This is a genomic window from uncultured Clostridium sp. (genome assembly GCF_963515715.1).
In the GTDB taxonomy this organism is placed as follows: Bacteria; Bacillota; Clostridia; order Clostridiales; family Clostridiaceae; genus Clostridium_AW.
The window spans coordinates 13,805-37,714 of the sequence record NZ_CAUPZS010000002.1; the positions used below are offsets into that span (position 1 = coordinate 13,805).

The window sequence follows — 23,910 nt, forward strand, 5'->3', positions numbered from 1 at the left end:
AATAAATAATAATTAACCACTATAAAGGGAAAAATATTAAATATTACTAGGTAGCATTATAATGAAAGTTTGGAGGCTTTGGCATGAAGACGAGAGCTATGGAAAGAAACTTTAGGAAAATAAAAAATGAAGCAGCCCATATTGAAGGGTTAGTAAAGAATACAAAGAATATAAATGGATTATGGGAACAGGAAGCAGCAGTAAGAAAAAAGCTAAAGCATTTAAGAGAATTTAAAGGGCAAGGTTTAAGAGATTTTGATAAGGTATACAATAGATATTTAGAAATATTGGAGAATGTATCTGAAAAATTAATTCAGGATTACAATAGAAAAAACAAAACAGATTTTACTTTTCATGAAATAGTTAAGAGCAATTATGAGGGGTATATAAAATCAGGAGTTATGAGCATTTTAATAACTCATCATATACCTAAACTTATATTTAAGCAGTTTGATGAAATATTTCCTGAAAATCCTAAAGATGAATATGAAGAGGCTAGAAGACTTCAAAGAAAATTTTATCTTCATCTAGGGGAAACAAATACAGGAAAAACTTATAATGCAATGGAAAGACTAAAGGAAGTTAAAAAAGGAATATATCTTTCTCCACTTAGAATATTAGCCCTTGAGAATTTTGAAAAATTAAATAGGGAAGGGGTTAAGTGCAATTTAATCACTGGGGAAGAGGAGATATTAGTAGAAGATGCTACTCACATTTCATGTACAATAGAAAAATTGAATTTAAAAGAGGAATATGACTTAGCTATAATCGATGAGATACAAATGATAGATGATGATTCTAGAGGAGCTGCTTGGAGTAGAGCGGTTTTAGGATTAAAGTGTAAAGAAATACATATTTGTGGAGCTATAAATGCCAAAGAAATTTTAGAAGAAATAATGGAAGATTGTTATGATACCTATGAGATTAAAGAGTATAAAAGGAATGTACCTCTCCAAATTGAGGATAGAGGATTTTCCTATAGTGACGTACAATCAGGAGATGCCTTAGTAGTGTTTTCTAAAAAGAGAGTGCTACAGTTAGCCTATCATTATGCAGATTTAGGTATAAAGGCCAGCTTAATATATGGAGATTTACCTCCAGAAGTAAGAAGAAAGCAATATGAACAATTTATAAATAAAGAAACAAATATACTTATAACAACAGATGCCATAGGCATGGGAGTAAATCTTCCTATAAGAAGAATAGTCTTCATGGATATTAAAAAGTTTGATGGAGAACAGGTAAGGTATTTAACTTCTCAAGAAGTTAAGCAAATTGGAGGAAGAGCAGGTAGAAAGGGTATATATGAAGTTGGGTACTTAACTTCTTTTGGTAACGCTCAAAGTTTTATTGAAGACATGATAAATAGTGAGGACAAAGTTATTGACACAGGAGTGGTAGGCCCTAGCGAAGCCATATTAAAAATTGAAAATCTATCCTTAAGGGAAAAGTTAGCTCTATGGAGCACCAGAAAAGAAAAAACTCCTTATTATAGAAAAATGGATATAAGTGAGTATTTGATAATACTCGATAGCATAAAGTCATATAAATTGGATCAAAACACAGAATGGCAAACTTTAAGAATACCATTTGATGTGACTACTTCAGATATAATGGAACAGTTTTTGAATTATATGGATGAATTATTTATAGCTAAAAGAAAAGACATAACTAAGCCTAGAATAAAGTTTAAAGCCCTCTATGAACTAGAACTTTATTATCAAAAGATAAATCTTTACTATTCTTTTTCAAAAGTATTCAATCTTCCTTTTGATGAAGAATGGGTATATGATGAAAGGCTAAAGGTTAGTGAGGAGATAAATGAGATATTACTCACGATATAGTAAAAAGAAAATATAAACACTATGATATAATTTAAATTAAAAGCATAAATAAGGGGATGGATATACAGTGGGCATAATTGATTATATATTTAAGCTTGATGTTGAACTTCGACTAAAAGGGGTGTATTATCCTGGGGAGGATAATAATCTATTTTTGGATGATAGTTGGTGCGATTATATAGGAGAAAAAATTGACTATGTATTAGGTGACTCCATTAATCTTAGAGGAGGAACAGTAGAGATAAAAAATAAATATTATAAATATCAGTGGTTAAATGAAAAGGATGGTGTAAGTTTATACTTAAGTAAAGAACCAATATTAAGGGAATTTTATGAGGAGATAATCAATTATATACCAGAAGGAATTCAAATTTTTGATAAGAATGGATATTTTTTAAACTCCAATTCTGCTAGTGAGATATTGCAAAATTATAATAAGGATGAGTTTAAGGGAAAGCATTTATTAGACATTTATGATTTAACAGAGGATTTTAGTACAGTTTTATCCGTGTTACGGACTAACAAACCTGTTGTTAATCGTTGTGATCGATTTAAAATGAGAAATGGTAAGGTTTTAACTACTATTAATTCTGGTTATCCCGTAAAAGTACATAATAACTTATATGGTGCTGTTGTTATAGAGAGCGATTTATCTGTACTTAACAAAATTAGAAATCGTTCATTAAATCTAGAAGCTTATATAAAAGATGAGCAACCTATTTATGAATATGAATTGTATACTTTTGATGATATAATACATTCTTCTCAAAAAATTAGTGAACTTATTCACTTTTCTAAAAAGGTTTCGCTAACAAATTCTAGTATTTTGATTATAGGGGGAACGGGAACGGGAAAAGAGCTTGTGGCTCAAAGTATACATAGTTTTAGCCCTAGAAGGCATAAACCCTTTATTGATGTAAATTGCAGTGCTGTACCAAGTAATCTATTTGAGAGCATGTTCTTTGGAACTGAGAAAGGAGCTTTCACAGGGAGTATTAATAAAGAAGGATTTTTTGAGATGGCAGATGGAGGAACTCTTTTTTTAGATGAAATTAATTCTATTAGTGTTGATATGCAAGCTAAGCTTTTAAGAGTACTTCAAGAAAAAAGATTTCAAAGAGTTGGAGGAAGTAAATATATAAAATGCGATGTTAGAATAATTACCGCGGCAAATGAAAATCTTTCTGATCTAATGGAGAAACAACAATTTCGTAGGGATTTTTATTATAGAATTTCTACGATTAAAATAGATATTCCACCTTTGATGGAAAGAAAAGAAGATATACCTTCATTAGTTCAGCATTTTTTAAATATGCTATGTAAAGAATATGATGGGAAAAAAATATCTATTGATGAAAAAACCATAGATGTATTGATGGAATACAATTGGCCAGGAAATGTAAGAGAGCTTCAAAACGCAATTGAATATGCTTTTAATAAAGTTATAGAAGATAAAAATTATATAGAAATTGAAAATTTACCAGATTATCTTCATTCATCAGAAAAAGGAGTAAGCATAAAAAGCCAATATTATAATGAAAAATATACTAGAGAAGTAGTAACAGAAGTATTAGAAAAAAGAATGGAAAAATTAGAGAAAGAGATAATAAAGGAAGTTCTGAACTTTAACAATGGAAACATAACAAAAAGTGCAAAGGAACTAGGACTTAGTAGACAAAGCCTACAATATAGAATTAAAAAATTGAATATTTAAAATATAGGGAAACATGAAAATACAGAAAAATATAAGATAATATAGAAAAATATGAATAAAATATAAGAGAACATGATGAAAAATAAGATGAAATGCAAAAAGATTTTGCAGGTGCTAAATAATTTGGCACCTTTTTTCATGTTTTTAAAAGAGATTATTTACAAAAGTGCAAAATAATTTTGCAGAGTAATAATTTAAAATAGTTTAATTGTTCATGCATAACTGAAAATTGTGACTTTAAACGTTATATCTACCATCTATGAAGTTAATATTTATTTGGCATTAGATTTGCTATAGATATAAGTACCGTTAAGCAAAAATGTAAGGGGGAAGGTATATGTTAAAAGAAAGTTATGAAAAAAAGACACGTAATGGAAAAGAGATACGTAAAGGAGTGTTTTTACCATCTTTTATTGTGGTAGGAAGTGCAGCTTTATTAGGGATTGTTAACAATAAACTATTAACGGATGTCGCTAAAGGCACTTTTACATGGTCTCTTAGAAATTTTGGATGGTTATATCAGCTTATATCTATTGTGGCGGTTATATTTGCTGTAGCAGTTACATTTTCAAAGCTCGGAAATATACGTTTTGGAGGGGCAGATGCAAAACCAAAGTTTCCATTTTTAACATGGTTTGCTATGGCTCTTACTGGAGGAATTGCCACAGGTCTTGTTACTTACGGAGTTAATGAGCCTATAATTTATTTTGGCAATATATATGGTGAAATGGCACAAACAGGAGTAGAGCCAGGGACTGCATCGGCAGCACTTTATGCCATCGCTCGTTCTTTCTATAATTGGTCATTTATACCTTATGCCATGTATTCGTTATCAGGATTAGCGGTCGCTTATATGTATTTTAACAAAAAGAAACCATTATCTGTAACAGCTACACTAATCCCATTATTCGGAGAAAAGGTAACTAAAGGGATTTGGGCAAATATTATTGATACTTTATCACTTTTAGCCATAGCTTTAGGATTAGCTTCTTCCCTTGGAGCTGGACTTGCATTGGTTGGCTCTGGAATAGAGATTGCCTATGGAATTAAACAAGGGGTAGTTTTATGGTTAGTATTAGCAATAGTTATAACAGCTACATTTACGGTTGCTTCATTTCTAGGCATGGATAAAGGTATTAAATGGCTAGCGACCTTAAACTCAAAGATATTTTATGTATTGTTAGCATTTCTTTTCATTGTTGGACCTACAGTTTACATATGTAGAACTTCTACAGCTGGATTAGGATATTGGCTTCAGAACTTTTGGAACTGGGGACTTGACTCAGGTAATGTAGGTGGAGAAGCGCTAGTAATGTGGTGGACATTATATGACTGGGCTATATGGATCGCTTATGCACCATTGATGGGTATATTTTTAGCTATTATTTCATATGGAAGAACAATTCGTGAATATATGGTAATCAATTGGATACTTCCTTCAACTTTTGGATTTGTTTGGTTTGCAATTTGGGGTTCAACAGCACTGCACTGGCAACAAACAGGAGTAGTAGACTTAGTTTCCACCATAAAAGAAAGCGGAGCGGTAGCTGCATTATGGACATTCTTGCAGCATATGCCACTAGGAAAGTTGCTCATACCAATTGTTATGTTAACCCTTATAATTTCCTTTGCTACTTCTGCTGATGCCATGACCACTACTATTGCATCTTTATGTACAAGAAATATGGAGCATGATGAGGAACCTCCTACTTGGCAGAAAATTCTTTGGGGTGTTTCAATTGGAGCAATTTCATTTTTTATGGTAGCTTATGGTGGAGGAGCCCAAGGAGTTGATGGTGTTAAATATCTTGCAGCAGCAGGCGGCTTTATGGTGCTATTTATATTTGTGCTACAAGTAATATCTGCTATTAAAATGTTTTTCATTGATAAGATAGAGGAGTAATTTTTAAAAAGGGAGGAAGGAATGTTGTCAGATATAATATATGCTAAAAAAATAGAAAAAGTAATTTTAGGAGACAAAATAAGTATAGAAGAATTAGTTGCAGTTGCCCGTTTTGGTGCTAAGGTAGAGTTTTCAGAAGCCTATTATGAAAGGGTAAAAAGGTCAAGAAACTTGGTGGAGAAATGGATTGAAGAAGGACGTGTGATGTATGGAATCACTACAGGTTTTGGAGCACTTTGCACTGAAGTTATATCACCAGAAGATACGGCAAAGCTACAAAAAAACATTATTTTATCCCATTCAACCTCTGTAGGAGAACCTTTGTCTATTGAGCAAGTGCGTGCAACTATGTTGATGGTATTACAAAATGTGGGGCAAGGCTACTCAGGAGCATGCATTGAGACCATGGAGATGTATAAAGAGTTTTTAAATAGAGGGCTTACTCCCTTTGCACCAAAAGAAGGTTCGGTAGGGTACCTTTGTCCTGAAGCTCATATGGCATTAGTATTGATTGGAGAAGGTAGGGCATATGTTGATGGAGAATTAATGTCATCTAAAGAAGCTTTAAATAAGTGTTCTTTATCCCCAATATCATTGTCTGCTAAAGAGGGTTTAGTACTTGTTTCTGGAACAACTAGTGTTACGGCTATTGGATCATTAGCATTGTATGATATGATTAACTCATCGAAAACTGCGGATATAATTGGATCAATGGCTTTAGAGGTACTTAAAGGAACCACTAAAGCATTTGACAATCGTTTAATGAGTGTTAGACCACATGAAGAACAATGCAATACAGCTAAAAATACAAGAAAAATACTAGAGGATTCAGAAATAATAAGGCATTATGAAGGTTATCGCGTGCAAGATGCTCTATCATTAAGGTGCATACCACAGGTTCATGGAGCGGCAAAAAAGACTCTTAAGGATGCTTTAAAAGTTATTGAAATAGAAATGAACTCTTGCTGCGACAACCCAATAATATGGCAAGAAGATGATGATGGAGAGGCACTTTCAGGATGCAATGCAGACTCTGCCTATGTGGGTATAGAAATGGACTCTGCCTGCATTGCAGCTACAATGATTGCGAAAATGTCAGAACGCAGAAACAATAGAATGATAGATGGAAACCTTTCAGAATATCCTTGGTTTCTTATAAAGAAACCAGGACTTAATTCTGGATTAATGATACCTCAATATACACAAGTGGGACTTATAAACGATATGAAAATTTTATCACATCCAGCTACGGTGGACGGTATACCTACCTGTGGAAATCAAGAGGATTATGTGGCTATGGGATATAATGCCTGCAAAAAGTCTTCACAAATAGCAGATAAGCTTGAATATGTTTTAGCAATTGAACTTTTATCTGTATTTCAAGCTCACCAATTTGTTGAAGAAAATCTTTTGCCGAGTACTGCTACAAAATCAGTTTTAGATGAGATCGCTCTTACTGTGCCAATAATGGAAGAAGATATATATCTTTATCCACATATTAATACCTTAAAGGATTTAATACATTCAGGGAAAATTCTTGAATTAGTAGAAGAAAAGGTTGGGAGGTTAGAGTAAATTATGAGGGTGAAAATAGATATTGGAAAAATATTTTTAACACCTCCATACGAAATGGGTGAGCGCATTACATTATTTCTTATGTTAGTAATTACTTTCATAATATTTTTTACGCCGTTAAAATTTTCAAAGATGTCACCTTTTGAAGCAGCAATAATAGCAGCATTTCCATCCCTATCAATTTCTTGGGGTTGGATTGTACTCCTTAGATCCATTTTTAAGAAAAAGAAGTATTGCAAAGGTTAAAAATATAACATAAAGAGAGAAATAAGTTGTGTTATATATTACCCAGGAAATATCAAAATATTTAATGAATAAATATTATATTTTTTCGCAAAATAATATTACCTCAACAAAATAAAGGAAGGAGAGGTAATTATGGAGGAAAAAAATAAAATTGTAAAAGTAAAAAAGAACACAGATGGAGATATAACTGACGTAATGCTTAGTAATGGGTCAGTATATCCAATAAAGGAAGCCATATCTATGACTAGAAATGAAATGATTGAGGGAGTAAACGTAGGAAAAGCTAAGAATGGAAGAGAATTTTTGAGAAGCAATCCTAACGGAACAGAAAATGATAATTTAGATCAGCTTCCAACTTTTTAATAATAAATAACTTTTAGTAAAGTTAAATAATAGAAAAACTAGGTTAATTAATTAACAATATTAATTTGCCTAGTTTTTTATTTTTAACAAATTAATTTAAAAAACTAGCATTATTAAAGGCTCTTTTATGAAAATTTAATTTTGAAAAGTTAGTTTTTTAATGAAAAAATTAAAATTGCTAATAATTTTATATTAAAGCTAGTTATAGGGTGTAAAATTTAGAGAATCTACGAGCGAATAAGCTAAATTTTAATAATTAGTCGATACAATCCATAGTTGACATGGAGTTAATAATAGACTGCTTTATTTACTGAAATTCAGCTGTTAATATATATATCATGTCTAAATTTTATAATAGATGCTGTCATTAAATATTGAATTTTAAGGATAAGCTCATAGACATATTTTAGCTAAAATTAAGATGTTTTATTAAGGTTTACGTGAGGTATACCTAATGCTACATAAGTGTGGGAAAAGAGGTGGTGTGTTTGGAGAAAGCAATAGAAAGTTTAATAGCTTTAGATCAAGAAGTAGAAAGTTATTTAGAGATTAAGGAAAGAGAAATTGTTCAAAGAAGAGATGACATAAGTAAAAAAGCAGAACAAATGTGGAAAGATGCTGAAGAGGAATTGAAAACTTTAAAAAATAGTAAATTGGAAGAATATGAAAGAAGGACTAATGAAAGTAGATTGACTATAAAAAAAGAACTAGAAGAAAAATCTATGCAGGCTAAGAGTAAATATAAAGCCATTAAAAATTCATTAGTGGAGTATTCTATAAATTATATTATTAATTCCTCCAAGGGGGAATAGATATGGGAAGTATAACTAGATATGCTGCTATTAATTCTAAGTTAAAAGCTATGGAAAGAAGGTTTTTAACAAAGGAACAATATAAAAAAATTATTAAAAGTGCAAATTACGAAGAAACTATAAGTTACATAAAGGATGAAACTTTATATGGGAAAATAATAAATAGTTATAATTTGGAGAAAGTTGATGAAGAAAATATTCAGTATATTCTAACAAAAGATTATATTAAGAATTTTCATAGTATATCAAGTTTTTTCAATGGTGAATATAAAAAATTGTTTAATATTATTTTTATGAAGTTTCAATTTGAGGATTTAATATTGATCCTTAGAGGAAAGTACACAGGAAGAAAATATACAGATGAAAACTCGTTAATAACCTATGATAGTCCATTAAATAAGATGAACTTTGAAAAGATTATATCTTCAAAGGACATAAATGAAGCGATTTCAATGTTAAAAGACAATAGATGCTATAAATATCTTCATGGAGGATTGGATCCTTTAGATGAAGAATTTTTGTTTCGTCTAGAAGTTTCTTTAGATTATATATACTATGTTGAGCTTATGAAAGCCTTGGATAATGTTGATAAAGAGGACAAAGCTATAATAAATAAGATAATCGGAAGTTATATAGATTTATTAAACATTCAATTTATTTATAGAGCTAAAAAATATTATAAGTTGAGTTCAGAGGAGATATTAAACCACACAATACCTAATGGTTTTAATATAAATATAAATAAATTAAAAAGGCTATGCTATCATAAGAATCTTGAGGAGCTTCAAGATATACTATCAGATACAAAGTATAAAGATTTATTTAAATATGGAGTGGAAGAGGACTATTTAACAGAGAAATATATTTCATCTTATATTAAAAAGATGCTATTGAAATATAAAAAGGAGCATAAAAACAACATAGGGACGGTAATTGCATATTTAGAACTGTCATTATTTGAAATAAAAGACATTATATCTCTGTTAGAAGCTAAAAGATATTGTATAAAAGATGAAGAATTATTAAGCTATATAAGTTTTACTATTGATTGAGAGGTGAGTTTATGGCAATCGAAAAAATGATGATGATTAATATGGTAGCCCCCGTAAATAATATGGACGCGGTAACCAAAAATGTAGTGCTTACAGGAATGTTCCATCCAATTAACGCACTAGAAGAAATCAACAGTGGAAATTTTAAAATATCTACAACAGAAGATAATCTAGACACTTTAATAGATGTAAACTATGTAAGATCCTATTCTGAAAAAAGAGACTACTCAAAGATAAACAAAGAAATAAACAATATATCACAAATCCTTCAAAATCGTGATAATAAAGATGAGAAATTTAAAAATTTAATTTTTGATTATAGCCAATTACAAAATAGTGTAGAGGAAATATCAGATAAATATAGGGAATTGCATGAAGAACTTACAGCTATTAGAGTTAGAAATGAAGAGCTAGAACAATATAAAAATAATCTTAAATATATATCAGAACTGGACATCCCTATGGAGCATTTTTCAAAATTAAAGAATTTTGAAATGCAGCTATATAAAATCAATGATGAAAAGTTAAACATGATGAAAACTAATTATGAAAATATACCTGCCATAGTTAATAAGATTTATAAAGGTAATGGTTATACAGTAATAATGGTTTTAACTATAAAAGAATTGAAAATAGACTCAGATAGAATACTAAATTCTTTAAATTGTGAAAAGATATCTCTTCCTATGGATTACGAAGGAAATCCAAGTGAAGTAATGGAAAAGATAAATGAAGAATTAAAAGAAGTGAGCAGTAAGATGGCTATTTTAGAAAAAAATATAGATGAGTTTTACAATGAAAATCAACAAGACATAGAGGTTATGGTGGAAAGCTTCGATTTAGAAAAAAGCTCAGCTAAATTAAAAGAATATGTAGCCTATAGTAACGAATTTTTCTATTTATCTGGATGGGTTCCTAAGAGTTCATTAAAAAACTTTGAAGAAAAAATTAAAGGTGTGGATAAAAGAATAATTATATTAGAAAAAAAAACTGAAGATATGAAGGAAGACCTGAGACCGCCGACCAAATTAAAAAATAATTTTTTGGTAAAGCCCTTTGAAATGATGGTTAATATGTATGGTGTGCCTAGCTATGAGGAGTCAGACCCAACTACTTTTTTAGCCTTGACTTATATGATAATGTTCGGAGCTATGTTTGGGGATGTTGGACAAGGAGCTATATTGTTTTTAGCAGGCTTACTTATGAAATATAAGATGAATAATAATACTGCAGGAGGTATATTACAAAGATTAGGTATTACTTCTACAATATTTGGATTCTTATATGGAAGTATATTTGGATTTGAACATGTTATAAAACCTTTATTAATAAGCCCAATGGAAAATATTGAAACAGTGCTTATTGCTGCTATTATATTTGGTTGTGGAATCTTACTTGTAGGTTTTATATATGGAATTATAAATAGTTTTAAAAATAAGAACTTAGAAGAAGGTCTTTTTGGACATAATGGATTGGCAGGTATGGCTTTTTATGTGTTGCTTTTACTATTTGCTTATTCAACAATAACATCAAAGCACATTGTGAATAATGGAGTTTTGATAGTTTTATTAGTAATCTTAATGGCTGTAATGGTGTTAAAACAACCTTTAACAAATCTTCTAAGGAAAAAAGGTTTTACATTTTCAGAAAAAAAATCAGACTATTTTATTGAAAATGGATTTGGTGCTTTAGAGACTCTTTTAAGTATGTTTTCAAATACTTTATCTTTTATAAGAGTTGGCGCCTTTGTATTAAATCACGTAGGTTTGTTTATAGCTTTCTCAGCTTTGGCTAATATGATGAGTAACTCTGCTGGAAGTATATTTATGTATATACTAGGCAATGTGATAATAATAATTTTAGAAGGCCTTATAGTTCTCATACAGGGATTAAGACTTGAATACTACGAATTATTTAGTAAGTACTACGATGGCTCAGGATTAGAATTTAAACCTATAACTATTAATAATGGAGAGTATATTTAGGAGGTAATATAGATGATATATGTATTAATGATTACTTTTGTAATTGCAATTGGAACTATAACTTATGGATTTGTACAAAAATCAAAGGAAGATATAGAAGGAAAGATCAAGATTAAAAAGGCTTTGAAAATAAATTTATCTACGTTTATACCAGCAATAAGTGCAGCTTTAATATTTATGATTCCTAACATTGCACATGCAGCTGGAGAAGCAAGTTTAGGAACAGCTACTGGATTAGGATATATAGCAGCAGCACTATGTACAGGACTTGCAACAATTGGTGCAGGATATGCGGTTGGAGCCGTTGGTTCATCAGCATTAGGAGCGGTATCAGAAGATCCTTCAATACTTGGTAAAACTTTAATATATGTTGGACTTGCAGAAGGTATAGCTATTTACGGTCTTATAATTTCCATAATGATATTATCTAAGATTTAATCTTTATTCTAGATATTTAGATATTTAGATCTCAGATGTTAGATTTTTAGATGTTATATGGATATATATTAGATAACTAGATGATTAGAGGTAGATAATATGAAAATGTATTTAATAAGCGATAATGTAGACACTTTAGTTGGTCTTAAAATTGCAGGCATAGATGGAGAGATTGTACACAATAAAGAAGAAGCTATAAAATGTGTAGAAGAGGTTAGGAGTAACAAAGAGATTGGCATTATAGTAATCACAGAGAAGGCTATGGAAATGATGCCTGAAAAAATTAGTGAACTTAAACTTTCAAAATATTTGCCTCTAATAGTTGAAATTCCAGATAGAAATGGAAGCAAAAAAGAAAAGGATAGGATTTTAAACTATATAAAAGAGGCCATAGGTATAAAGATTTGAGGTGAGAATCAGTGGTTACTATAGAAGATAAAATTAATCTATTTTCAAAAATAATGCAGGATAAGGTTAATGAAAAAATTAATGCTAAACTTGAAGCGGTAAAAAAGGAAGAGGAAGAAGTATTCACAAAAGAAGAAAAATCTATAAAAGAATATAAAGAAAAAACTTCTAAAGATATACAAAGAAAATGCAATTCGATGTACGAGCAGGAAGTATCTAAGGCTACCTTTGATAAACAAGAAGAGTTGACAAATTTAAAAGAAGCTATGATAAGAGAAACCTTATATGAGATAAAAAATAGATTGAAGGAATTTATTAATTCCGATAACTATGAAGAGTATATATTTTCAAGACTTAATGAAACTTTAGAAGATATGAAGGATGGAGAGAGTGCATTCGTATATTTTAATAATGAGGATTTATTAAGATTTGAGGATAAGCTAGCTAAATATGCCCTAGGAAAAAATATTGAGATAAGTAATAGCTCTGTGAATATTTTAGGGGGATATATAGTAGAGGATAAATTAAAAAGATTTAGAGTGGATTGTAGTTTAGATAGTAGCATTGAAGAATGCATTGAGGAAATAGGAATTAAAATAACAGATATATTCATGTAGATAAAGGAGTGGTTCTATTGGATAGTCTAGTAGGAACTATTGTAAGTATAAACGGTCCTGTTATTAAAGGAAAGAACATGGCCAAGTTTAAAATGAGAGAAATGGTAATGGTAGGGCATAAAAAGCTCATAGGAGAAATAATTGCATTAGAAAAAGATTTGGCTATAGTACAGGTTTATGAAGAAACTTCAGGATTAAAAGTAGGAGAAGAAATCCTTTCTACTGGAATGCCACTTTCTTTAAAATTAGGGCCAGGAATTATTGGAAATATATTTGATGGTATACAAAGACCCCTAAATAAAATAAATGAGATTTCCTATGGATTTATAAAAGAAGGAATTGGACTTATATCCATAGATGAAAAAAAGGAATGGCATGTGGATGTAGTCGCTAAAATAGGAGATATCTTAAAAGAAGGGGACATTTATGGAGAAGTACAGGAAACAAATATAATAAAGCATAGATTAATGGTGCCTCCAGGAGTAAAGGGAGAAGTAATTAAAGTTAAGGAAAGCGGTTCATATAATATAGAAGAAAAAATTGTTACTCTAAAGGACGGAGAAATTACTCGTGAACTAAGCTTATATCAAAGATGGCCTGTTAGAACTCCAAGACCTATTAAGAAAAGAAAAATATTAAGTAAACCTCTTGTTACAGGACAAAGGATATTAGACATGTTCTTTCCTATAGCTAAAGGGGGAACCGTTGCTATACCAGGAGGATTTGGAACAGGTAAAACTATGACACAGCATCAGTTAGCAAAATGGTCTGATGCGGATATAATAGTTTACATTGGTTGCGGTGAAAGAGGAAATGAAATGACAGAGGTTTTAGAGGATTTCCCAAAACTTATAGACCCAAAGACCAATACTTCCTTGATGAATAGAACGGTTTTAATAGCTAATACTTCTGATATGCCTGTTGCAGCAAGAGAAGCTTCTATATATACGGGTATAACTATAGCAGAATATTTTAGAGATATGGGATATAACGTGGCTATTATGGCAGACTCCACTTCCCGTTGGGCAGAGGCTTTAAGAGAGATATCAGGAAGACTTGAAGAAATGCCTGCAGAAGAAGGATATCCAGCTTATTTACCTTCAAGGATAGCAGAATTTTATGAGAGAGCGGGATTTGTAGAAAATTTAAATGGTAGTGAAGGTTCTGTTACAGTTATTGGTGCTGTTTCCCCAGCAGGAGCGGATTTTTCTGAACCTGTAACTCAAAATACTAAAAGATTTGTTAGTGCCTTTCTAGGATTAGATAAAAAACTTGCCTATGCAAGACACTATCCTGCTATAAACTGGTTATCAAGCTATAGTGGCTATACACCAATGCTTAAGGATTGGTATGAAGAAAATGTATCCTCTGAATTTATAGATTTGAGAAGCAAGATGTTAAAAATATTATTTGAAGAAAATAAGCTTCAAGAAATTGTTAAGCTCGTTGGAGAAGACGTTTTGCCAGATGATCAGAGACTTATTTTAGAAGCTGCTAAAATATTAAAAGTAGGGTTCTTGCAGCAAAATGCTTATCACGATGTGGATACCTATGTGCCAATTGAAAAACAGTTTAAAATGTTAAAAGTAATAGAATTATTCTATGACAAGGCATATCAATGTGTAAAAATAGGAGTTCCTATCTCAAAAATTAGGGATGGAGAAATCTTCGGAGAAATGATTAAAATGAAATATAATATACCAAATGATGATTTTTCAGGCTTCGATAAAATAGAAGAAAAAATATCTTTATATTATGAAGAGCTAATGAAAAAATATAGACAATAGCAAGGGAGGGGAAAGTAGTGAAAAAGGAATATTTAGTATTAGACAGAGTACAAGGTCCCTTGATTGTGCTATCCGGGGTTGAAGGAGTTTCTTATGATGAAATTGTGCAGATAAAGGTGGAAAATGGAGAGAGTAAAAAAGGAAAAGTAGTTCAATTAGATGGAGATAAAGCTATAATCCAGATTTTTGAATCTACTGCAGGAATATCCCTTCACAATACTGCGGTTTCTTTCAGCGGAAGACCTTTAGAGATAAGTCTTTCAAAAGAAATTTTAGGTAGAGAATTTAGTGGTATAGGTAAACCTATAGATGGCAGAGGAGAAATATATAGCACTAAAAAATATAATGTAAATGGAAGGCCTATTAACCCCGTTGCTCGTAAATATCCAAGAAATTTCATTCAAACAGGAATTTCCTCTATAGATTGTTTATCTACATTAATAAGAGGACAAAAGCTTCCTATATTTTCGGGGAATGGTATTCCTCATAATGAATTAGCTGCTCAAATAGTAAGGCAAGCTCATATAGGAAGTGATTCAGAGGAGAAATTTGCAGTAGTTTTTGCTGCCATGGGTATAAAACATGATGACAAGGAGTTCTTTAGAAAAAGCTTTGAAGAGGCTGGGGTAATGGATAGATTAGTGATGTTTACTAATTTAGCAGATGACCCTATAGTAGAAAGAATAATAACTCCTAGAGCAGCTCTTACTGCAGCGGAATATTTAGCTTTTGAAGAAGGAATGCACATATTAGTTATAATGACGGACATAACTAACTATTGTGAAGCATTAAGAGAGTTATCCTCATCAAGAGAAGAAGTGCCTAGTAGAAAGGGTTATCCAGGATATCTTTATTCTGACTTAGCTTCTCTTTATGAAAGAGCAGGTATGATGAAGGATAGAAAAGGTTCTATAACTCAGTTGCCAATTTTAACTATGCCAAATGATGATATAACACATCCGATACCTGATTTAACTGGATATATAACTGAAGGACAGGTTGTTTTAAGCAAAGATATTTCTGGAAGAGGTATATATCCTCCTGTAGATATTCTTCCTTCTTTATCAAGATTGATGAAGGACGGTATAGGAGAAGGATACACTAGAGGGGACCATGCAGAGGTATCAAACCAGTTATTTGCTAGTTACTCTTATGTGCAAGATGTAATAGCCTTAGCTCAAGTTATAGGAGAGGATGAACTATCTTCTGTGGATAAGATATATATGGATTTTGGAAAAGAATTTGAAGGAAAGTTTTTAAATCAAGGATTTGATGAAAATAGAGATATAGTTAGAACTTTAGAGTTAGCATGGGAGATACTATCTATTCTACCTGAAAATGAATTAGATAGAATAAGCCCTGAAATTGTAAGAAAGTATTATAGGGGTGGTAAGTAATGCTTAACATCGCTCCAACTAAAGCAAACTTAATAAGTGCAAAAAGTTCTCTGGAGTTCTCCCAAAAAGGATTTGAACTCTTAGATAAAAAAAGAAATGTACTAATAAGAGAGCTAATGTCATATGTGGATTTGGCGAAGGAACTGCAGGATAAAATTAATGCTTCCTTTAACGAAGCCTATGAAGCCTTAAAAAAAGCCAACATAACCATGGGGCTAAAGGAAGTTCAAGAAGTAGCATCCACAATACCTGAGGCTATGGATTATGAAGTTATTTTTAAATCCGTTATGGGGGTTGAAGTTCCTATAATAAAATATGAAGAAAAAGATATAATACCAAGATACAGTATTTATAAAACCAATTCTACTATGGATGCAGCCTATATTAAGTTCAATGAAATTAGGTACTTGATTTATATGCTTGGTCAAGTTGAAAATGCCGTTTATAGATTGGCAATTGAGGTTAAAAAAACTCAAAAGAGAGCCAATGCATTAGAAAATATTCAAATACCTAAGTTTAAAGAAATAATTAAAGACATAAGTGGAGTGCTAGAAGAAAAGGAAAGAGAAGATTTCTTCAGACTTAAAGTAGTGAAAAAAAGAAAGCAAGAGTAAGCATTATTTACTATTTCAAAAATTATATAATTTAGAGTCTTATAAAAATATAAACTCTGTGTTATAATGAAAATGTAAAGAAATTATATTTTATCTAAGAATGAAAGCCGCATCGAGGTAATACTTGATGTGGTTTTTATTTTTTTGTAGAAATTTATAAATGTGAAAACAATTTAGATTTTGGATGAGGAAATCATAGAAGTATTATTAACTAAGATGGCTAAAAGAGAAAAAATAATATATGATTATTATATTGTGAAAATATCCAATATCTTGATAATAACTTTAAGGGGAGATATATCATGATTGCTAAAAAAGTACTTAATATTGATAATACAGATGTTTTCTTAAGTCCATTAAAGATATATAAAGATAAAGTTATATTATATTCTTCGGATAGCCTTTATTCATATTATGAAAAGAAACTTTATACGATATCAGAAAATGTACTTTCTGTTTTATATGATAATGATTTTGTAGAATTAAATACAATAATTTATACTGATATAAGTAAAATAAATGATAAATATACTTTGTTAATAAAGGAATATATGTGTGATACAGAAGAAGTAAAAGTTATTTCTCAAACGGGTATTTATACTAATACTATAGATGAACTATATGATTTAGAGAGTAGAGGGAAAATGTATTTTTATCATTTAAATGATAACTATATACTATTTGGATACAATATTTCTGATGATTATAATACATATGTAAATGTATTATATGACATAGAAAATAGTGAAAAGATTATTCTAAATAAAATTGATTTTAGAATAAGAAGAAGCTATTTAGTAGAATTTAATGATAAAAAACTTTTGGTATTAGAAAAAAATGATTTAGATAGATGGGACAGAAAGATTGCATTCTTTTATAGATCAGCTAATAATATGGATTTACAGGTACATGAATCATTATTAATGTTAATAGATTTAGATGATATCTTAATTAAGGACAAACTTATTAATGAAGAAATTATAGAGCGTTCATTTGTAAATAAAATGAGCAATTATATAGGCTATTGTGATATGAATATATTTTATGAATTGATTGATTTTAAAGCAGATACAAACAGGATAGTAAAATATAATATAATCAGTAAAGAAAAAGAATATATTAATATTAAATCACAATATGATGCGTATATACGATTTAATGGTAAGGATTTTTATATAATAGAAGATAATAAAATTCAATTTTTAAATTATAATAAAAATATTGAATTAGATACTGGACGCATTATATGGAACCAATTTATTGATAATGAACATTTTATAATTTCACAAGTTAAGCTAGATAACCATAATAACTGTAGTTATACTAGTTACATATATGACAACAAAAATTCCAAATCTAAATTATTTTCTGGATCTGTCTATTATATGGAACACAGTGATATATTAGTTAATATAAAAAATATAAATTTATGAATGAGGTTTTTTATTCTGGGGGAGATAAGTATATAATGGGAGGAGCGTATTTTTTTAACGCGACGTCATTATGTACTTAGCTCCCCTTTTGGATACTAAATTATTTCTCGATAAATTTACCATTGGGAAATGAATTTAGGGTTTCAACAAATCCAAAATGCTATGCAATGCTTTTTATGCTGATTCGCTGCAATAAGAACTTCTAAAATTTATTTTATTAATCAATTTCTAAGAATTTGCTAAAAGTGCAATTGAAGAAATAATGAGTAATAAAAAAATCCAGCCTATCCAATTATATTTTTCATTTTTTGAAATATATAAAAAGATAGACCCTATGAAACACAAAGGAATGCCTATTAAAATTACTTTACCAAAATTAGTATAAATACTTTGAATTACTATTAAAATAAAACCTATAAGACAAAGCATACTTAGTATAAAAAAGAATTTTTCTTTTTTTTTCATAATTTATTCTCCTTTTAAAAATTTTTCTATCTCTTTTAATTCCTCTATTATATTGTATAATAATTTCAATAATTAGGAAACCTATTTTGGAATTTTTAGGAAGTGGTAGATTTTATAAAACAAGTAATAAGTAAAATTTTAAAAACTATATTAAAATTTCAAAAGATAATGTTTATTATTTTGATCAAGAAGCGGCTTCGCTATATGCTTAGCTCCCCTTTGGTACATATAATTATCTTTGTAGAAACTTATAAATGTGAAAACAATTTACCATAATATATATTTGAAAATACATTTGTAAACAATAAAGGAACTGAGTATATAGTGGGAGGAGCGCCTTTTTTGAAGCGACGTCACTATGTACTTAGTTCCTATTTTGGATACTCATTGTTTTTGTAGAAACCTATAAATTGGAATCTAATGTGTCATAACTCAACTCTGAAAATATATTTGCAAAACTCAAAAGAGCTAAGTATGTAGTAAAAAAGCGACTTTTTCTGGAGCAGCTTTACTACGTACTTAGCTCTATGTTTGGAAACTAAATTCTAAATATATTAGTGAAACATTATAATTATCTAGAAGTCTCTTTATCAGACCTAGAAGAATTTAAACTTCCATCCCATTTTTCAACATTCGATCTCATTTTCAATAAAATATCATCTGCTTTTTCTTTAGGTATTTTACCTTCATCAACTTTTTTCTTAATTTTCTCAGTTTTATTTTTTATAATAATTTCTCTGACTTCTTTTTCGCTTAAACCTTTCTTTTCTTTAGCAATATCAAATAGTGTTTTACCTGATTCCTTTGCAGAACGAATATCTTCAATAGTTAGCCCTAATTCCTTCATAGTGGTTGGATCAATAAAGTTTCTGTGCTTATTTTTATATTTTGTTTCTTCGCAGTCTTTTTTATCTTTGCAATCCCTTTTATCTCTGGAATCTTCAATTTTTTTCTCAGGATTTTTTGTTTCATTTGAATCAGGGTTTGATAAAGCAAAGGTTGTGGAACTTATTCCAAGTGATATGCAAAGACCTAATGCTGCAAATTTTTTAAAGTTTTTTATAATCATTTTGCTGACCTCCCTAATATTTTTTTAGACCTTTAGCATTTATTATTATGTGCATAAAAGTAGATAAATAAATATGTAAAATTTGATAATCTTTTTGATTTTGTAACATAGGTTACCGATTTAAAGTAGATTAGTTTGGTATAATTTAAATTATGAAAGGGACAAGTTAACGAAAGAAAAGCAAACAAAGGTATAAATAAATAAAGTATAAATAAATAAGACAAAAATAATAAAATTATAAATATGGAGGAATGAATAATGAGTATGTTTTGTTATCAATGTCAAGAAGCAGCAGGATGTAAGGGCTGCACAATAAAAGGTGTTTGTGGAAAAGACGAAAATTTAGCAAAAGCTCAAGATTTATTAATATATGTAGTAAAAGGAATAGCAGTATATGCTTCAAAGGGAAGAGAAGTTGGAATAGTTAATGAAGAAGTAGATACTTTTGTAATGGAAAGTTTATTTGCTACAATAACTAATGCAAACTTTGACAGAAATGTATTTATTGAAAGAATCAAAGAAGGCTTAAAACTAAGAGAAGAGTTAAAGCAAGAGCTTATCAAAGTTGGTGTGAGCCTAGAAAACTCAAATGCCAATGAAAATTGGTTAAATAAGATGCTTTCATTTGTAGGATTCAAAAAAGAAGAAGAATCCAAGTTACCAGATGCGGCTACTTGGTTTGCTGATAATATAGAAGAATTTAATGCTAAAGCAGAAACAGTTGGAGTATTAGCAACTAAAAATGAAGATGTAAGATCATTAAGAGAACTTATAACATACGGATTAAAAGGATTAGCTGCATATGTTGAGCATGCTCACAATTTAGGATACAGAAATAATGAAATATTTGGATTTATGCATAAAGCATTAGCGGCAACGTTAGACGACACTTTAACAGTAGATGAGTTAGTAGCTCTAACTTTAGAAACAGGTAAATATGGAGTAGAAGGTATGGCTATACTTGATAAAGCTAATACTGAAAGCTACGGACATCCAGAACTTACAAAGGTTAATATTGGAGTTAGAAATAATCCAGCAATATTGATAAGTGGACATGATTTAAGAGATTTAGAACAATTATTAAAGCAAACAGAAGGAACTGGAGTAGACGTTTATACACACAGCGAAATGCTTCCAGCTCACTACTACCCAGCATTCAAGAAATATTCACACTTTGCAGGAAACTATGGAAATGCTTGGTGGAAACAAGCTGAAGAATTTGAAAAATTCAATGGACCAATCCTTATGACAACAAACTGTCTAGTTCCACCTAAGGCTTCATATAAAGATAGAGTTTACACAACAGGTGTAGTTGGATTTGATGGATTAAAGCATATAGATGCTAATGAAAAAGGTGAAAAAGACTTCTCAGTTATAATAGAACATGCAAAGAAATGTGCTTCTCCAATTGAAATAGAAAAAGGAGAGATCATAGGAGGATTTGCTCATAACCAAGTATTTGCATTAGCTGATAAGGTTGTAGATGCAGTTAAGAGTGGTGCTATAAAGAAATTCTTCGTTATGGCTGGATGTGATGGAAGAGCTAAGAGCAGAAACTACTACACAGAATTTGCTGAAAAACTTCCAAAGGATACAGTAATCCTAACAGCAGGATGTGCTAAGTATAAATACAATAAATTAAACTTAGGAGACATTGGAGGAATTCCAAGAGTATTGGATGCAGGTCAATGTAATGACTCATACTCCTTAGCTTTAATAGCGTTGAAATTAAAAGAAGTATTTGGATTAGATGATGTAAATGAGCTACCAATAGCTTACAATATAGCTTGGTATGAACAAAAGGCTGTTATAGTATTACTTGCATTACTACACTTAGGAGTAAAGAATATTCACCTAGGACCAACTCTACCAGCATTCCTATCTCCAAATGTGGCTAATGTTTTAGTAGAAAACTTTGGAATAGGCGGAATAACAAACGTAGAAGATGACATGAAGATGTTCTTAGGAGAATAATTATCAAGCTGTTAAAATCATATAGTAAATAGTAGACTATAGAAGAGAGTGCTTTGTAATATAAAGTCTTAAATAAGAGTCTTAGATAAAATTATTAAATAGAAGTATTAAATAAAAGGATGGGTGTAAAACCTATCCTTTTATTGCTATTTATTACTGGATAGTACAAATTAGCAACCACATTTAATGTTGTATTTTCAATGTCAGTATAGTAAAATGGTGTTTAAAAGTGAATTGTTGGCGTTAAAGAAAAATGATGAGAAAGAGGGTAGAAAAATGGGTATAACATTACAAAAAGGTCAAAAAGTGGATTTAACAAAGTCTAATCCTGGATTAAAAAAAGTTTTAGTAGGACTTGGTTGGGATGTAAATAAATATGATGGAGGTTCTGACTTTGATTTAGATGCTGCTGCTTTTCTGTTAGATAATTCAGGAAGAGTAAACAGTGATCAAGACTTTGTTTTCTATAATAATACTAATCACCCATCAGGAGGAGTTATACATATGGGAGATAATCTCACTGGACAAGGTGATGGTGATGATGAACAAATTAAAATTGAACTTAGCAATGTTCCAGCAGAAATTATGAAAATAGATTTTACTGTTACTATACATGATGCTGAAGCTAGAAAACAAAACTTCGGACAAGTTTCCAACGCGTACATAAGAGTTCTCAATGGTGAAACTGGAGAAGAGTTAATTAGATATGACCTTGGAGAAGATTTTAGTATTGAAACAGCAGTGGTTGTAGCTGAACTATATAGAAATGGTTCTGAATGGAAGTTTAATGCAATCGGTAGCGGATTTCAAGGTGGATTAGCTGCTCTTTGTAAAAACTTTGGAATAAATGTTTAAGTTTATAAATTAAGTGTACTTTATTAATAATGAGAAAGAGGGTTGAGTTGTATGGCGATTACTTTACAAAAGGGTCAAAAGGTTGATTTAACAAAAGGGAATGCTAACCTAGTAAAAGTTACGGTAGGATTAGGCTGGGATACTAATAAGTATGATGGCACTGCGGCTTTCGATTTAGATGCAGCTGCATTCTTACTTGGACCTTCTGGTAAGGTAAATAATGATGAAGACTTTGTTTTTTATAATAATTTAAAGCATCATAGTGATTCAGTTACTCACATGGGTGATAACTTAACTGGAGAAGGGGACGGAGATGATGAGCAGATCATCATAGATTTAAGCAAAGTACCTAGTAACATTGATAAAATAGCTTTTACAGTTACTATTCATGAAGCTGAGGCTAGAAGACAAAACTTTGGACAAGTATCAAACTCATATATAAGACTTTTTAGAGAAGAGACTGGTGAAGAGCTTATTAGATATGACTTGGGAGAAGATTTTAGTGTTGAAACAGCAGTGGTTGTAGGGGAACTATATAGATATGGTTCTGAGTGGAAATTCAATGCAATAGGAAGTGGATTTAAGGGAGGACTTAGAGCTCTTTGCTTAAATTTTGGAATTAACGTTTAATATGATTTGGAAATATAAGTAAGAAAGGGAGATTTAAGTGGGCATAAGTTTAGAAAAAGGACAAAGAGTTGACTTGGTGAAAAATGGTGACAGCATATCTAAAGTAATGGTAGGATTAGGTTGGGATCCAGTTTCTCAAAATAAAGGAAAAGGATTTTTTGCATCAATTTTCGGAGGCGGTAGCGGTAGCGGTTATAATATAGATTGTGATGCTTCCATACTTATGTTAGATGAAAATGATAAATTAAGGTCTATGGAGAACTTAATTTATTTTGGAAATTTAAAAAGCAAATGTGGAAGCGTTAGGCATACAGGAGATAACTTGACAGGAGAAGGGGACGGCGATGATGAACAAATACTTGTAGATTTATCAAGAATTCCTCAGCACATAAATAAGTTGGTTTTTGTAGTTAATATTTATGATTGTATAAAAAGAGCACAAGACTTTGGAATGATTAAAAATGCATACATTCGCGTGGTTAATTCTGCAAATAAGCAGGAGATGGTAAAATATAATTTATCAGATAATTATTCTGGAAAAACTGCTCTTATTACAGGGGAGATGTACAGACATAGTGGTGGATGGAAGTTTGTTGCTGTTGGAGAAGGAACAAATGATGCTTCTTTAAAAGCTATTTCTCAAAAATATATTTAATATAAATGTTTTAAGAAAGATATAATTATGCATTTGTAATTATATCTTCTTCTGTTTAAATTTACCATATATAA

General features: G+C 30.4%; 22 protein-coding genes. 20 read left to right on the plus strand and 2 right to left on the minus strand.

Annotated features, from left to right (window positions below; genetic code table 11):
- Positions 1 to 83: 83 nt before the first annotated feature.
- The 16 genes from RYO54_RS02140 (at position 84) to RYO54_RS02215 (ending at position 18,188) form a co-directional block, all read left to right on the plus strand.
- Positions 84 to 1,844: a helicase-related protein gene (locus RYO54_RS02140; protein ID WP_315115119.1), complete on the plus strand. Its 1,761-nt coding sequence runs from the start codon at positions 84 to 86 to the stop codon at positions 1,842 to 1,844.
- A gap of 67 nt (positions 1,845 to 1,911) precedes the next feature.
- The gene (locus RYO54_RS02145) at positions 1,912 to 3,558 is read left to right on the plus strand and encodes a sigma 54-interacting transcriptional regulator (protein ID WP_315115121.1); all 1,647 of its coding nucleotides are present in this window, start codon (positions 1,912 to 1,914) and stop codon (positions 3,556 to 3,558) included.
- Between the two features lie 337 nt (positions 3,559 to 3,895).
- On the plus strand, positions 3,896 to 5,461 hold the full coding sequence (locus RYO54_RS02150) for a BCCT family transporter (protein WP_315115124.1): 1,566 nt from the start codon (positions 3,896 to 3,898) through the stop codon (positions 5,459 to 5,461).
- A 24-nt stretch (positions 5,462 to 5,485) separates the two neighbouring features.
- Complete coding sequence (hutH, locus tag RYO54_RS02155; protein ID WP_399548916.1) at positions 5,486 to 7,036, plus strand: histidine ammonia-lyase; 1,551 nt, start codon at positions 5,486 to 5,488, stop codon at positions 7,034 to 7,036.
- Positions 7,037 to 7,039: 3 nt separating this feature from the next.
- Entirely contained in the window at positions 7,040 to 7,282 is a 243-nt protein-coding gene (locus RYO54_RS02160; protein ID WP_315115129.1) for a hypothetical protein, read from the plus strand.
- A 132-nt stretch (positions 7,283 to 7,414) separates the two neighbouring features.
- Positions 7,415 to 7,645 (plus strand): DUF3892 domain-containing protein, encoded by a 231-nt coding sequence (locus tag RYO54_RS02165; protein ID WP_315115131.1) that lies wholly within the window; start codon positions 7,415 to 7,417, stop codon positions 7,643 to 7,645.
- A gap of 488 nt (positions 7,646 to 8,133) precedes the next feature.
- Positions 8,134 to 8,457 (plus strand): hypothetical protein, encoded by a 324-nt coding sequence (locus RYO54_RS02170; RefSeq protein WP_315115133.1) that lies wholly within the window; start codon positions 8,134 to 8,136, stop codon positions 8,455 to 8,457.
- 2 nt (positions 8,458 to 8,459) lie between these two features.
- Positions 8,460 to 9,509, plus strand: a complete 1,050-nt coding sequence (locus RYO54_RS02175; RefSeq protein ID WP_315115135.1) for a V-type ATPase subunit — start codon at positions 8,460 to 8,462, stop codon at positions 9,507 to 9,509.
- 11 nt (positions 9,510 to 9,520) lie between these two features.
- Positions 9,521 to 11,494: a V-type ATPase 116kDa subunit family protein gene (locus RYO54_RS02180; protein WP_315115137.1), complete on the plus strand. Its 1,974-nt coding sequence runs from the start codon at positions 9,521 to 9,523 to the stop codon at positions 11,492 to 11,494.
- Between the two features lie 12 nt (positions 11,495 to 11,506).
- Positions 11,507 to 11,932 (plus strand): ATP synthase subunit C, encoded by a 426-nt coding sequence (locus tag RYO54_RS02185; protein ID WP_315115138.1) that lies wholly within the window; start codon positions 11,507 to 11,509, stop codon positions 11,930 to 11,932.
- 99 nt (positions 11,933 to 12,031) lie between these two features.
- Entirely contained in the window at positions 12,032 to 12,340 is a 309-nt protein-coding gene (locus RYO54_RS02190) for a V-type ATP synthase subunit F (RefSeq protein WP_315115141.1), read from the plus strand.
- Between the two features lie 11 nt (positions 12,341 to 12,351).
- A complete protein-coding gene (locus tag RYO54_RS02195; RefSeq protein ID WP_315115144.1) occupies positions 12,352 to 12,957 on the plus strand; it encodes a V-type ATP synthase subunit E family protein in 606 nt (201 codons plus the stop codon).
- An 8-nt stretch (positions 12,958 to 12,965) separates the two neighbouring features.
- A complete protein-coding gene (locus RYO54_RS02200) occupies positions 12,966 to 14,744 on the plus strand; it encodes a V-type ATP synthase subunit A (RefSeq protein WP_315115146.1) in 1,779 nt (592 codons plus the stop codon).
- Between the two features lie 17 nt (positions 14,745 to 14,761).
- Positions 14,762 to 16,141, plus strand: a complete 1,380-nt coding sequence (locus RYO54_RS02205) for a V-type ATP synthase subunit B (RefSeq protein WP_315115149.1) — start codon at positions 14,762 to 14,764, stop codon at positions 16,139 to 16,141.
- On the plus strand, positions 16,141 to 16,755 hold the full coding sequence (locus RYO54_RS02210; protein WP_315115152.1) for a V-type ATP synthase subunit D: 615 nt from the start codon (positions 16,141 to 16,143) through the stop codon (positions 16,753 to 16,755). The genes RYO54_RS02205 and RYO54_RS02210 overlap by 1 nt, the downstream gene beginning before the upstream one ends.
- Before the next feature lie 302 nt (positions 16,756 to 17,057).
- Positions 17,058 to 18,188 (plus strand): hypothetical protein, encoded by a 1,131-nt coding sequence (locus RYO54_RS02215; protein ID WP_315115155.1) that lies wholly within the window; start codon positions 17,058 to 17,060, stop codon positions 18,186 to 18,188.
- A 228-nt stretch (positions 18,189 to 18,416) separates the two neighbouring features.
- On the opposite strand, the gene RYO54_RS02220 is transcribed toward RYO54_RS02215, so the two are convergent.
- Positions 18,417 to 18,653 carry a hypothetical protein gene (locus RYO54_RS02220; protein ID WP_315115158.1) on the minus strand — a complete coding sequence of 79 codons (237 nt, stop codon included), beginning with the start codon at positions 18,651 to 18,653 and terminating at the stop codon, positions 18,417 to 18,419.
- A gap of 571 nt (positions 18,654 to 19,224) precedes the next feature.
- The gene (locus RYO54_RS02225; RefSeq protein WP_315115161.1) at positions 19,225 to 19,722 is read right to left on the minus strand and encodes a hypothetical protein; all 498 of its coding nucleotides are present in this window, start codon (positions 19,720 to 19,722) and stop codon (positions 19,225 to 19,227) included.
- 258 nt (positions 19,723 to 19,980) lie between these two features.
- On the opposite strand from RYO54_RS02225, the gene hcp reads away from it, so the two are divergent.
- The 4 genes from hcp to RYO54_RS02245 all read left to right on the plus strand — a co-directional run bounded on the left by hcp (position 19,981) and on the right by RYO54_RS02245 (position 23,836).
- Complete coding sequence (gene hcp, locus RYO54_RS02230; protein WP_315115164.1) at positions 19,981 to 21,696, plus strand: hydroxylamine reductase; 1,716 nt, start codon at positions 19,981 to 19,983, stop codon at positions 21,694 to 21,696.
- A gap of 276 nt (positions 21,697 to 21,972) precedes the next feature.
- Entirely contained in the window at positions 21,973 to 22,551 is a 579-nt protein-coding gene (locus RYO54_RS02235) for a TerD family protein (protein WP_315115798.1), read from the plus strand.
- 51 nt (positions 22,552 to 22,602) lie between these two features.
- Positions 22,603 to 23,181: a TerD family protein gene (locus RYO54_RS02240; RefSeq protein WP_315115166.1), complete on the plus strand. Its 579-nt coding sequence runs from the start codon at positions 22,603 to 22,605 to the stop codon at positions 23,179 to 23,181.
- A 37-nt stretch (positions 23,182 to 23,218) separates the two neighbouring features.
- The gene (locus tag RYO54_RS02245; protein WP_315115168.1) at positions 23,219 to 23,836 is read left to right on the plus strand and encodes a TerD family protein; all 618 of its coding nucleotides are present in this window, start codon (positions 23,219 to 23,221) and stop codon (positions 23,834 to 23,836) included.
- The last annotated feature ends 74 nt before the right edge of the window (positions 23,837 to 23,910 follow it).